Source organism: Bauldia sp. (assembly GCA_037200845.1).
Classification (GTDB): domain Bacteria; phylum Pseudomonadota; class Alphaproteobacteria; order Rhizobiales; family Kaistiaceae; genus DASZQY01.
Genome location: JBBCGQ010000001.1, coordinates 401,974 through 414,881 on the forward strand (window position 1 = coordinate 401,974; position 12,908 = coordinate 414,881).

Genomic DNA, 12,908 nt, shown 5'->3' on the forward strand with positions numbered 1-12,908 from the left:
TGGCTTCTGGCCGTATATAAGAACGGGCGAAATGCGCCGCAAGCGCTGGTTTTGGCGGATTCCGGAATGTTGTGACCATGGACGCGCCCGGCTTCCGGATATTGCCCGGCTACCTCAACCGCGCCGGGCAGGAGCGGCTGGTTGCCGAGCTGCGCCGGGCCGAAGCGGCGGCGCCCTTCTTCCAGCCGACCATGCCGCGCACCGGCAAGCCGTTTTCGGTGCGCATGACCAATATGGGGTCGCTCGGCTGGGTTTCCGATCGTGAGCATGGCTATCGTTATCAGCCGACCCATCCGGAGACTGGGAGCGCGTGGCCGCCAATCCGGCGATGGTGCTGGAAGTCTGGCGGACGGTCGCGGACTACCCGCACGACCCGGAAGCCTGCCTGGTCAACCGCTACGAGCCGGCGGCGAAGATGGGTCTGCATCAGGACCGCGACGAGGCGGATTTCGCCGCGCCGGTGGTGTCGATCTCGCTGGGCGACACCTGCCTGTTCCGCATTGGCGGCACCAGCCGCACCGACCCGACGCGGTCGCTGCGCCTCGCCTCCGGCGATGTCGTCGTGCTGGGCGGCGCATCGCGTCTCGCCTTCCACGGTGTCGATCGCCTCTATCCCGGCACCTCGACCCTGCTCCGCGACTGGTTTCCGGACGGCGGCCGCATCAACCTGACGCTCCGCCGGATAGTCAAACCGGGCTGAACGACGGATTGCGCCGCCCCAATCCTGCCGCCAAGGTGCGCTCCGCTCCGCCGGATTTTCGGGCGGGTAGAGGGAAACAATGAAATACGCTGCCGAGTGGACGCGCACGATCGTAGGTGCCGCGCTCCTGACGTTCATCCTGAAGACTGTCGCGTTTGCCACGTACTACATTCCGTCCGAGAGCATGGTGCCGACGCTGGAAGTCGGCGACCGCCTGATCGCCACCAAGTTCGACTACGGCATCGGGCCGTATTCGGCGCCGCTGGTGACGCTGCCCAAGCTGCCCTTCACCGACGGCCGCCTGTTCGCCCGCCTGCCCGACCGCGGCGACATCGTGCTCTTCCGCCACCCGACCACCGGCGAGACGCTGGTCAAGCGCCTGATCGGCCTGCCCGGCGACCGCATCCAGATCACCGACGGCCACCTGATCATCAACGGCGTCGAAGCGCCGCGGAAATTCGTGAAGACCTACGCCTACCGCCAGTTCGGCGGCGCCCCCGTGCAGGTGAACGAATACGAAGAGACGCTGCCCGGCGGCTACACGCATCCGGTCATCATGCAGTCGGACCTGCGTCCGCAGGAAAACACCGGCATCTACATCGTGCCGGCCGGCCGCATCTTCGTCATGGGCGACAACCGCGACAACTCCGCCGACAGCCGCTTCGAGTCGCTCGGCTACATCCCGGTCGAAAATCTGATCGGCCGCTCGCGCGCCATCCTCTATTCGCTGCACGGCTGCACGCCCGAGGAGGGCCTGACCTGCGCCGACCGGCGGTATCTGACGAAGCTGGATTAGCAGGACGGGCATAGCCGCCGACACACACCCGTGATCCTCCGGCTTGACCGGAGGATCACGCGAGCATCGCCAGTTTACCGCGCCTCAAGGAAGCCGCTGATCCTCCGGTCAGGCCGGAGGATCACGGCCAAGCTAGCGGCGTACCAAAGAAGGTTTTTGCAGCCTTGGCAGGCCGCACTTTCCTCGGTTTCAGTACGATCTCGTCGCCCTCGCGAACGACATCGACCTCACCGGCCCGCAGGCGGATTGAATGTGGAAAGCGCACGATTTGCTCGCTTCCACGCCGCAATATCTTTGCGGTCGCCACTGGCGGTCCCTCAACCGCCGAGGTTATACGCCGCCAGCGCCGCCATGTTGACGATGTCGGAATCCATCGCCGCCAGCGAGACGATCTGCACCGGCTTGTCGAGGCCGACGAGCAGCGGGCCGATCACCGTCGAGCCGCCGAGTTCCTGCACCATCTTGGTCGAGATCGCCGCCGAGTGGTAAGCCGGCATGACCAGCACGTTGGCCGGGCCGGAGAGGCGGCAGAACGGATACGCCGCCATCGCCTTCGGGTTCAGCGCCACGTCGGCGGCCATCTCGCCGTCGTATTCGAAATCGACGCGGCGCTGGTCGAGAATTTCCACCGCCTCGCGGATCTTCTTGGCGCGCTCGCCCTCCGGCTGGCCGAACGTCGAGTAGGCGAGCAGCGCGACGCGCGGCACATAGCCCATGCGGCGCGCCACGCCCGCCGCTTCCACGGCGATATCGGCAAGCTGCTGCGGCGACGGCATGTCGTGCACCGCGGTGTCGGCGACGACGACCAGGCGGCCGCGCGCCAGGATGATCGACACGCCGATGACCAGGTGCCCCGGCTTGGCGTCGATGACGCGGCGCACGTCCTCCAGCACCACCGAGTAGTTGCGGCTGACGCCCGCGACCATCGCGTCGGCGTCGCCGAGCGCCACCATGCAGGCGCCGAAATGGTTACGGTCGTTGTTGATCAGGCGCTGCACGTCGCGGAACAGGTAGCCCTTGCGCTGCAGGCGCGCGTAGAGGAAGTCGGCGTAGTCGGCGTTGCGTTTCGACAGGCGCGCGTTGTGCACCTCGACGCCCTCGCGGATGTCGATGCCGGCGCGCTCCGCCGCGGTCCGCACCGTCTCCTCGCGGCCGATCAGGATCGCGGTGCCGAGCTTGTGGTTCACGAACGAGGCGGCGGCGCGGATCATCTGCTCCTCCTCGCCCTCGGCGAAGACGACGCGCTTCGGCGAGCGCCGCACGCGCTGGTAGATGCGCTGGAGCGTGCCGACGATCGGGTCGCGCCGCGCCGATAGCTGCATCTTGTAGGCCGCCATGTCGGGGATCGGCTTCCGCGCCACGCCCGAATCCATCGCCGCCCGCGCCACCGCCGCCGGAATCTCGGACAGCAGGCGCGGATCGAACGGCACCGGAATGATGTAGGCCGGACCGAATTTCGGCCGCACGCCCTGGTAGGCGGCGGCGACTTCGTCGGGCACGTCCTCGCGCGCCAGCGCCGCCAGCGCCTGCGCCGCGGCGGTCTTCATTTCCTCGTTGATGGTGGTCGCGCGCACGTCGAGCGCGCCGCGGAAGATGTAGGGAAAGCCCAGCACGTTGTTGACCTGGTTCGGATAGTCCGACCGGCCGGTGGCGACGATCGCGTCGTCGCGTATCGCTGCGACTTCCTCCGGCGTGATCTCCGGGTCGGGGTTGGCCATGGCGAAGATGATCGGCTTCTCCGCCATCGACTTGATCATGGCGTCGGAGAGCGCGCCCTTGGCGGAGAGGCCGAGCACGACGTCGGCGCCTTCCATCGCTTCCGCCAGCGTCCGCTTGGAAGTCTCGACGGCGTGCGCCGACTTCCACTGGTTCATGCCTTCCTTGCGGCCCTGGTAGACGATGCCCTTGGTGTCGCAGAGGAAGATGTTCTCGGCCTTGGCGCCCAGCGTCTTGATCAACTCGATGCAGGCGATGCCGGCAGCGCCGGCGCCGTTGCACACCACCTTGGTCGTGGCGATGTCGCGTCCGGTAAGGTGCAGCGCGTTGATCAGGCCGGCGGCGGCGATGATCGCCGTGCCGTGCTGGTCGTCGTGGAACACGGGAATGTCCATCAGCTCGCGCAGGCGCGACTCGATGATGAAGCAGTCCGGCGCCTTGATGTCCTCGAGGTTGATGCCGCCGAACGACGGCCCGAGATAGCGCACGCTGTTGATGAATTCGTCGACGTTTTCGGTGTCGATCTCAAGGTCGATGGCGTCGACGTCGGCGAAGCGCTTGAACAGCACCGCCTTGCCTTCCATCACCGGCTTCGATGCGAGCGCGCCGAGATTGCCGAGGCCGAGAATCGCGGTGCCGTTCGAGATGACGGCGACCATGTTGCCCTTGGCGGTGTAGTCGTATGCCGCGCTGGGGTCATCGGCGATGGCGCGCACCGGCACGGCGACGCCGGGCGAGTAGGCGAGCGACAGATCGCGCTGCGTCGCCATCGGCTTGGTGGCGACGACCTCCAGCTTGCCGGGGCGTCCCTCGGAATGGAATTTCAACGCTTCCTGATCGGTAACGGAGACGCCGGCTTTCGCCGCCGGTTTCTTTTTCTCAGCCATGTTCTGGTGTCCGGGGAAGGGCGCGCCCTGCGCCCATTTATTCTGCGGGAGGGCCGGGACTTTATCACCGTCGACCGGGCTGACAACCGGCGCGAACGCGCAGTTGCGGAAACCGGCGTTGCTGCCGTCGAAGCGTGCGGCCGCATCTGCTAGCTTCCCCGGCGATGGATACCCGCGCGGACACGGCTGAAGACAACGACGGGGGCGCACCTCAAGGGGCGCCCTCGTCGCCGATGATGGCGCAATACATCGAGATCAAGACCGCCAATCCGGACTGCCTGCTGTTCTACCGGATGGGCGACTTTTACGAGATGTTCTTCGACGACGCCGAGGTCGCCTCTAGGGCTCTGGGCATCACTTTGACCCGCCGCGGCAAGCATCAGGGCGCCGATATTCCGATGTGCGGCGTTCCGGTCCACGCCGCGGACCAGTACCTGCAGAAGCTGATCGCGCTCGGCCATCGCGTCGCGGTCTGCGAGCAGATCGAGGACCCGGCCGAGGCGCGCAAGCGCGGCTCGAAGTCGGTGGTCCGCCGCGATGTCATCCGCCTGGTGACGCCCGGCACGCTGACCGAGGACGCGCTGCTCGACGGCCGGCGCAACAACTATCTCGCCGCGGTTGCGCGCCAGCGCGGCGGCGCGGACGGCGCCGACGTCTACGCCATCGCCTGGATCGACATTTCGACGGGCGAGTTCCGTTTGGCCGCGACCGACAGGGCGCGGCTCGCCACCGACCTCGCCCGCATCGAGCCGCGCGAGGTGCTCGTCGCCGACGCGCTGTTCGCCGACGAGGAGCTGGCCGCGTTCTGGCGCCAGCTCGGCGCCGCGGTGACCCCGCTCGCCGCGGCATTCTTCGACGGCAGCACAGCCAGTGGGCGGCTGGCCGAATATTTCGGCGTCCGCACGCTGGACGGTTTCGGCAGCTTCACCCGAGTCGAACTGACCGCGGCGGCGGCGGCGCTGGCCTACGTCGAGAAGACGCAGATCAAGGAGCGCCCGCCCCTGTCGCCGCCCGTGGCGGAAGGTGCCGGCGACGCCATGCTGATCGACGCGGCGACGCGCGCCAACCTCGAACTGACGCAGACGTTGTCGGGCGCGCGGCAGGGCAGCCTGATCGCCGCCATCGACCGCACCGTGACCGGTGCCGGCGCGCGCCTCCTCGCGCGGCGCCTCGCCGGCCCCTCGACCGACCCGTGGACCATCGCCCGGCGGCTGGACTCGGTGGCGTGGATGCTGGCCGATACCAGCCGGCGCGACGGCATCGTCGCCGACCTCAAGGCGGCGCCCGACCTCGCCCGCGCCCTGTCGCGCCTGACCATGGATCGCGGCGGGCCGCGTGATCTCGCCGCGATCGGCGCCGGCCTGGCGATGGGCATCGCCATCGCGACGCGCATCGGCACCGGCCCGGATGTGCCGGAGGAAATCGCCGACGCCGTCGCAGCACTGGCGGCGGCGCCTGCCGATCTCGTCGCGTCGATATCGGCGGCGCTCGCCGACGACCTGCCGCATCTGAAACGCGACGGCGGCTTCGTCCGCGACGGCTACCGGCCCGATCTCGACGAGTCGCGCAAGCTGCGCGACGACAGCCGCCGCATCGTCGCCTCGCTGCAGGCGAACTACGCCGCCGAGACCGACATCCGCGCGCTGCGCATCAAGCACAACAACGTGCTCGGCTACTTCATCGAGGTCGGCACCAATGCCGCCCCGCCGCTGTTCCAGCCGCCGCTCAACGCGCGCTACATCCATCGCCAGACGCTGGCGAGCGCGGTGCGCTTCACGACCAGCGAACTGACCGAGCTCGAGGCGAAGATCGCCGGCGCCGGCGAGCGCGCCCTGGCGATCGAGCTCGACGTGTTCCTCGGTTTCGTCGTGGATATCGCGGCGCACGCCAACGCGATCCGCGACGTCGCCGACGCGTTGGCCGTGATCGACGTGGCGTCCTCGCTGGCGGTGCTCGCCGAGGCGGAAAATTACGCCCGTCCGACGGTCGACGATTCCCTCGCCTTCGAGATCGAAGCCGGGCGCCATCCCGTCGTCGAGCAGGCGCTGCGCGCCGGCGACACCGCGTTCGTCGCCAACGACGCCGACCTCGGCCCGAAGGACGCCGGCGCCGCCGGCTCGATCTGGCTGGTCACCGGCCCCAACATGGCGGGCAAATCGACGTTCCTGCGCCAGAACGCACTGATCGCGGTGATGGCGCAGATCGGTTCGTACGTGCCGGCCAAGGCCGCGCACATCGGCGTCGTCGACCGGCTGTTCTCACGCGTCGGTGCCGCCGACGATCTCGCCCGCGGCCGCTCAACCTTCATGGTCGAGATGGTCGAGACCGCGGCGATCCTCAACCAGGCGGGACCGCACGCGCTGGTGATCCTCGACGAGATCGGGCGCGGCACCGCGACCTTCGACGGCCTGTCCATCGCCTGGGCGGCGATCGAGCACCTGCACGAGGTCAACAGGAGCCGCGCCCTGTTCGCTACGCATTACCACGAGCTGACGGCGCTCTCCGCGCGCCTGCCGCGGCTGGTCAACGTCACCGTGCGCGTCAAGGAATGGCACGGCGACGTGATCTTCCTGCACGAGATCGTGCCCGGCTCGGCTGATCGTTCCTACGGCATCCAGGTGGCGCGTCTTGCCGGCCTGCCGGCCAAGGTCGTCGAGCGCGCCCGCGAGGTGCTGAAGCAGCTCGAGGAGACCGACCGCAAGGCGCCGGTCCACACGCTGATCGACGACCTGCCGCTGTTCACCGCCGCCCGGAAGGCCGAGCCGCCGGTCGATCCGCTGACTGCGATGCTGGATGCGATCCGCCCGGACGACATGTCGCCGAAGGAGGCTCTAGAGACGCTGTACAACCTGAAGGCCGCTCGGCGGGAGCAGGAAAAATAGTCGTATGTGCCCGGCTTCCCTTGTCTCCGCTCATCCCCGCGAAAGCGGGGATCCGGGCGTGGGGTTGTGAGTGTTGTCCCCTCGCGGTTCGCTGGCTGGTTGCCCTTGGGTCCCCGCTTTCGCGGGGATAAGCGGGAGGAGGCTGATTAACCAACCCATTGATGGCAGGGCGCCCGCCTTTCGACGCCATCTTCATGGATGGGTGACTCCGGGCGTGCTTTGATCTCGCCTGCGAAACCTATAGCTTGCCCGCCACCGAATCCCTAAGTCATTGCCGCCAATGAACAAGCCCGTCGCCGCGCCCTTCGAGATCGACGGCGAAGCTTTGCGCGCCCGGTTGATCGCGCTGGCCGGCAAGGGCGGCGAGCTGTCCGCCAAGGCGCGGCTGGCGATCGTCGCGCACCTGAAGAAGGTGACGGCCGAAGGGCGCGCGGTGGCCGAGCGCCGGCTGATCGCCAACGGCCGCGGCACCGAGTGCGCGCACAGCCTCTCCGAGTTGCAGGACGCCATCATCTTCGCCCTCTACGGCCTCGCCGTCGATCATGTCTTCAAGGCGCCGAAGGCGGAGCGCATGAGCGTCGTCGCCGTCGGCGGCTATGGCCGCGGCATGCTGGCGCCGGGGTCCGACGTCGATCTTCTTTTTCTGCTGCCCTCGAAGCAGACGGTGAAAGGCGAGGCGATCGTCGAGTTCATCCTCTATTTCCTCTGGGACCTCGGCCTCAAGGTCGGCCATTCGACGCGCAGTCTCTCGGAATGCATCCGCCTGTCGCGCTCCGACATGACCATCCGCACCGCCGTGCTCGAGGCGCGCTACATCGTCGGCGACAAGCCGCTCGCCGATGAGCTGAACGCGCGTTTCGATGCCGAGGTGGTGAAGGGCACCGGCCGCGAGTTCATCGCGGCCAAGCTCGCCGAGCGCGACCAGCGCCACCGCCAGCAGGGCGCCTCGCGCTACCTCGTCGAGCCGAACGTCAAGGAAGGCAAGGGCGGTCTTCGCGACCTCCACACGCTGTTCTGGATCGCCAAATATTATTATCGCGTCAAAAGCCGCGAGGAGCTGGTCAAGGTCGGCGTCTTCTCCAAGGCCGAGCTGCAACTGTTCCGCAAGGCCGAGGATTTCCTCTGGGCCGTGCGCTGCCACCTCCATTTCATGACCGGGCGGGCCGAGGAGCGGCTGTCGTTCGACGTCCAGCGCGAGATGGCCAAGCGGCTTGGTTACACGTCGCACCCAGGCCTGCGCGACGTCGAAAGATTCATGAAGCATTACTTCCTGGTCGCGAAGGACGTCGGCGATCTCACCAACATCTTCTGCGCCGCATTGGAAGAGCGCCACGCCAAGGCGACGCCGGGGCTGAACCGTTTCTTCCGCATCGGCCGCCGGCGCACGCGCGTCATCCCCGGCTCGACCGACTTCGTCGTCGACAACGACCGCATCAATACGGCCAACGCCAGGGTCTTCGCCCGCGATCCGGTGAACCTGATCCGCATTTTCCATCTTGCCGATCGCTACGATCTCGCCTTCCACCCCGACGCCATGCAGGAGATCGCGCGCTCGCTGAAGCTGATCGACGCGGAACTGCGCGAGGACAAAGAGGCCAACCGCCTGTTCCTCGAGATCCTGTCGTCGAAGCGCAATCCCGAGCTGGTGCTGCGCCGCATGAACGAGGCCGGCGTGCTCGGTCGCTTCGTGCCCGAGTTCGGCAAGATCGTGTCGATGATGCAGTTCAACATGTATCACCACTACACGGTCGACGAGCACCTGATCCGCGCCATCGGCGTGCTCGCCGAGATCGAGCGCGGCGACCTCGCCGAGGCGCATCCGCTGGCAAACGAGATCATGCCCGGGATCAAGGATCGCGTGCTGCTCTACGTCGCGCTGTTCCTGCACGACATCGCCAAGGGCCGCCCGGACGATCATTCCGAGGCTGGGGCGAAGATCGCCCGCAAGCTCGGTCCGCGATTTGGGTTATCGCCGGCGGACACCGAGACGGTGGCGTGGCTGGTGCAGCATCATCTCGTGATGTCGATCACGGCGCAGTCGCGTGACCTGAACGACCGCAAGACCATCGCCGATTTCGCCGCGATCGTTCAGTCGATGGAGCGGCTGCGCATGCTGCTCGTGCTGACGGTGGCCGACATCAAGGCGGTCGGGCCGGGCGTCTGGAACGGCTGGAAGGGGCAACTGCTGCGTACGCTCTACTACGAGACCGAGCCGTTCCTCACCGGCGGCCACAGCCAGGTGTCGCGCGACCGCCGCGTCGCCGAGGCGCAGAAGGAGCTGTCCGAGGCGCTCGCCGACGAATATTCCGACTGGCCGGAGGGCAGCCGCGACGCCTACGTCCGCCGCCACTATCCGGCCTATCTGCTGCGCGTCGACCTGCCCCACAAGGTGGCGCACGCGGCGCTGCTGCGCGACGTGTCGCGGAGCGGCCGGCGCCTGGCGACCGCGGTTTCGACGCATGCCTTCGAGGGTATCACCGAGATCACGGTGGTCGCGCCCGACCATCCGCGTCTCCTGTCGATCATCGCCGGCGCCTGCACCGCGGCCGGCGCCAACATCGTCGACGCGCAGGTGTTCACCACTACCGACGGCCAGGCGCTCGACTCGATCTCGGTGAGCCGCGAATTCGACAACGAGGAAGACGAGCTCCGCCGCGCCCGCAAGATCGGCGAACTGATCGAGCAGGCGCTCGCCGGCACCGTGCGCCTGCCCGAGATCGTGGCGGCGAAAAGCGGCCAGCCGCGCGGCCGCCAGAAGGCGTTCACGCTCGAGACCAACATCCTCGTCGACAATTCGTGGTCGAACCAGTTCACCGTCATCGAGGCGTCCGGCCTCGACCGGCCGGGCCTGCTCTACGACCTGACGCGCGCCATCTCCGATTTGAATCTCAACATCGCCTCGGCGCACATCGTCACCTTCGGCGAGCGCGCCGTCGACGTTTTCTACGTGACCGATCTCGTCGGCCACAAGATCAACAACGCGTCGCGCGAGGCGGCCGTGCGCCGGCGCCTGCTGGCGGCTTTCGGCGGGGTGGCGCTGGAGCCGGCCCGCGCGAAGAAGCGGGAACTGGCGTGAGAAGCGGCTCGGTATCGGTCCTCACCCGCGAAGCGGGGAAGGGGGACCATGCGAAGCATGATGGAGGGCGCGGCCCGCGCCACCGAAAGCCCCCTCTATCGCCGCTTCGCGGCGCCACCTCCCCCGCTGTGCGGGGGAGGACCACGAGCGGCAGCCCATGTCCCTCCTGAAAAATTTCGCCACCGTCGGTGCGGCGACCGCGTCGAGCCGCGTGCTGGGCTTCATCCGCGATATCTTCATCGCCGCCGCGCTCGGCACCGGCTACGTCGCCGACGCGTATTTCGTCGCGCAGCGCCTGCCCAATCTCTTCCGCCGCCTGTTCGCCGAGGGCGCGTTTGCCTCGGCGTTCGTGCCGCTGTTCACCAAGGGCCACCAGACCGAGGGGCCGGAGGCCGCCAGGAAATTCGCCGAGGAGGCGCTCGCCTCGCTCGCCGCCGCGCTGCTCGTCGTCACCATCCTCGCCGAGGTCGGCATGGTGTGGCTGACCTATGGCCTCGCGCCCGGCTTCGCCTCCGACTCGCAGAAGTTCGATCTGACCGTTTTGCTCGGGCGGATCGCGTTTCCCTATCTCTTCCTCGTCTCGCTGGTCTCGCTTCTGTCCGGCGCGCTGAACGGCATCGGGCGCTTCGCCGCCGCCGCCTTCTCGCCCTCGCTGCTCAACGTCGTGCTGATCGCGGCGCTCATCGCCATCTACGTCTGGGGCGACATCGGCACCGTCTCGGCCGGCGTGTGGCTGACCTCGGCGATCACCGTCGGCGGCGCGCTGCAACTGGCCGCGCTCTGGTACGCCTGCCACCGGGCGGGGCTGAAATTTCGCCTGATCCGCCCGCGCTGGACGCCGGGCGTCAAGCGGTTGACGTGGCTGGCCGGTCCGTCGATCCTCGCCGGCGGCGTCACCCAGATCAACATCGTCGTCGGCACCATCATCGCGTCGCTGCAGCCGGGCGCCGTGTCGTGGCTTTATTACGCCGACCGCCTCTACCAGTTGCCGCTCGGCATCGTCGGCATCGCCATCGGCATCGTGCTGCTGCCCGATCTGGCGCGTGCGCTGGGCGCCGGCCAGCAGGACGTCGTCGACCACACGCAGAACCGCGCCATCGAATTCGCCGCGGCGCTGACGCTGCCGGCGACCGTGGCGCTGTTCGTCATCCCCGGGCCGATCCTCGCGGTGCTGTTCGAGCGCGGCGCCTTCACCGCCGCCGACACCGCCGCGACCGCGCCGGCGCTCGCCGCCTATGCGGTCGGCCTGCCGGCGTTCGTCGCGATCAAGGTGCTGCAGCCGAGCTTCTTCGCCCGCGAGGACACCTCGACGCCGATGTGGTCCGGCGCGCTGTCGATGGTGGTCAACGTCGTCGCCGCCTTCGCGCTGTTCCACTGGTTCGCCCACGTCGGCATCGCCGCGGCGACCTCTATCGCCGCCTGGGTCAACACGCTGATCCTCTATTTCGTGCTCCGCCGCCGCGGCCACATGAACAGCGACGCCAACCTCCGCCGCCGCCTGCCGCTGTTGGCGCTGGCCTCGGTGCTGATGGGCGTCGTCATCTACACCGCGGCGTGGGCGCTATCGCCGTGGCTGCTCGCCGACCGCCTCATAATCCGCGCCGGCGTCATGGTGGCGCTGGTCGCCATCGGCGTGATTTTCTTCGCGCTGTTCTGCCATTTCACCGGCGTCGTCGATTTCCGCCGTATCGTCCGCTCCCTCCTGCCCGGCCGCCGCAAGGTCTGACGCTTGCGCGCCGCAAGGCGCCGCCCTATTGGAACGCGCCCAGCCTTTTGGAATTGCCATGACCAAGTTCACCCCCCGCGTATTCTCCGGCGTCCAGCCGACCGGCAACCTGCACCTCGGCAACTACCTCGGCGCGATCAAGCGTTTCGTCGAGCTGCAGAAGACGCACGAGTGCATCTACTGCGTCGTCGACCTGCACGCGATCACCGTGCCGATGACGGTGTGGGGCGGGCCGACCGAGCTGGCATCCGCAACGCGGCAGGTGACGGCCGCGTTCATCGCCGCCGGCATCGACCCGAAGAAGCACATCGTCTTCAACCAGAGCCAGGTATCGGCGCACGCCGAGCTGGCGTGGATCTTCAACTGTGTCGCCCGCCTCGGCTGGCTGAACCGCATGACGCAGTTCAAGGAGAAGGCCGGCAAGGACCGCGAGGCCGCGTCGATCGGGCTCTACGACTATCCCGTGCTGATGTCGGCTGACATCCTCGCCTACCTCGGCACGCACGTGCCGGTGGGCGACGACCAGAAGCAGCACCTCGAGCTCTGCCGCGACATCGCGATCAAGTTCAACAACGATTTCGCCGAGTCGATCGCCGCGAACGGCCACGGCGACGCGTTTTTCCCGGTGACCGAGCCGATCATCACCGGCCCGGCGACGCGCGTCATGTCGCTCCGCGACGGCACCAAGAAGATGTCGAAGTCGGACCCGTCGGACTATTCGCGCATCAACCTGACCGACGACGCCGAGACGATCGTGACCAAGCTGCGCAAGGCGAAGACCGACCCCGAGCCGCTGCCCTCCGACATCGAGGGGTTGAAGACGCGGCCCGAGGCCGACAACCTCGTCGGCATTTACGCCGCGCTCGCCGACGTCACCAAGGAAGACGTGCTCCGCGACCACGGCCGCTCGCAGTTCTCGCAATTCAAGCCGGTGCTCGCCGATCTCGCCGTCTCGAAACTGGCGCCGATCGCCGCCGAGATGCGCCGCCTGCTCGCCGACCCGGCGCACATCGACGCGATCCTCGCCGACGGCGCCGAGCGCGCCGACGCGCTATCGCGGCCGGTGCTGGCGAACGTCAAGGAAATCGTGGGCTTCGTCGGGGCGAAGCGGCAGTAGGCAATCGG

Annotated in this window: 7 protein-coding genes and 1 pseudogene; 7 read left to right on the forward strand and 1 reads right to left on the reverse strand. The window is 67.8% G+C overall.

Features of this window, described 5'->3' with window-relative positions:
* Nucleotides 1-77 precede the first annotated feature (77 nt).
* Together WDM94_02050 and lepB are read left to right on the forward strand one after the other, a co-directional pair.
* A pseudogene (locus WDM94_02050) lies at nt 78-700 on the forward strand (alpha-ketoglutarate-dependent dioxygenase AlkB).
* 79 nt (nt 701-779) lie between these two features.
* Nucleotides 780-1,496, forward strand: a complete 717-nt coding sequence (gene lepB / locus WDM94_02055) for a signal peptidase I (GenBank protein ID MEJ0011409.1) — start codon at nt 780-782, stop codon at nt 1,494-1,496.
* Between the two features lie 317 nt (nt 1,497-1,813).
* Here the strand turns inward: lepB and WDM94_02060 are convergent, their stop codons facing one another.
* Nucleotides 1,814-4,099 (reverse strand): NADP-dependent malic enzyme, encoded by a 2,286-nt coding sequence (locus WDM94_02060; protein MEJ0011410.1) that lies wholly within the window; start codon nt 4,097-4,099, stop codon nt 1,814-1,816.
* Here WDM94_02060 and WDM94_02065 point away from each other — a divergent pair.
* The 5 genes from WDM94_02065 (at nt 4,028) to trpS (ending at nt 12,900) form a co-directional block, all read left to right on the forward strand.
* A complete protein-coding gene (locus tag WDM94_02065; GenBank protein MEJ0011411.1) occupies nt 4,028-4,252 on the forward strand; it encodes a hypothetical protein in 225 nt (74 codons plus the stop codon). The genes WDM94_02060 and WDM94_02065 overlap by 72 nt on opposite strands.
* 11 nt (nt 4,253-4,263) lie before the next feature.
* Nucleotides 4,264-6,981: a DNA mismatch repair protein MutS gene (gene mutS / locus WDM94_02070; protein MEJ0011412.1), complete on the forward strand. Its 2,718-nt coding sequence runs from the start codon at nt 4,264-4,266 to the stop codon at nt 6,979-6,981.
* Nucleotides 6,982-7,261: 280 nt separating this feature from the next.
* Nucleotides 7,262-10,057 carry a [protein-PII] uridylyltransferase gene (locus WDM94_02075; protein ID MEJ0011413.1) on the forward strand — a complete coding sequence of 932 codons (2,796 nt, stop codon included), beginning with the start codon at nt 7,262-7,264 and terminating at the stop codon, nt 10,055-10,057.
* A gap of 157 nt (nt 10,058-10,214) precedes the next feature.
* On the forward strand, nt 10,215-11,783 hold the full coding sequence (gene murJ, locus WDM94_02080) for a murein biosynthesis integral membrane protein MurJ (GenBank protein MEJ0011414.1): 1,569 nt from the start codon (nt 10,215-10,217) through the stop codon (nt 11,781-11,783).
* Nucleotides 11,784-11,841: 58 nt separating this feature from the next.
* Nucleotides 11,842-12,900: a tryptophan--tRNA ligase gene (gene trpS, locus WDM94_02085; protein MEJ0011415.1), complete on the forward strand. Its 1,059-nt coding sequence runs from the start codon at nt 11,842-11,844 to the stop codon at nt 12,898-12,900.
* The last annotated feature ends 8 nt before the right edge of the window (nt 12,901-12,908 follow it).

Coding starts and splice junctions, on each gene's coding strand:
- lepB (MEJ0011409.1), top strand. CDS start 780: ATGAAATACGCTGCCGAGTGGACGCGCACGATCGTAGGTGCCGCGCTC.
- murJ (MEJ0011414.1), top strand. CDS start 10,215: ATGTCCCTCCTGAAAAATTTCGCCACCGTCGGTGCGGCGACCGCGTCG.
- WDM94_02075 (MEJ0011413.1), top strand. CDS start 7,262: ATGAACAAGCCCGTCGCCGCGCCCTTCGAGATCGACGGCGAAGCTTTG.
- trpS (MEJ0011415.1), top strand. CDS start 11,842: ATGACCAAGTTCACCCCCCGCGTATTCTCCGGCGTCCAGCCGACCGGC.
- WDM94_02060 (MEJ0011410.1), bottom strand. CDS start 4,099: ATGGCTGAGAAAAAGAAACCGGCGGCGAAAGCCGGCGTCTCCGTTACC.
- mutS (MEJ0011412.1), top strand. CDS start 4,264: ATGGATACCCGCGCGGACACGGCTGAAGACAACGACGGGGGCGCACCT.
- WDM94_02065 (MEJ0011411.1), top strand. CDS start 4,028: ATGGAATTTCAACGCTTCCTGATCGGTAACGGAGACGCCGGCTTTCGC.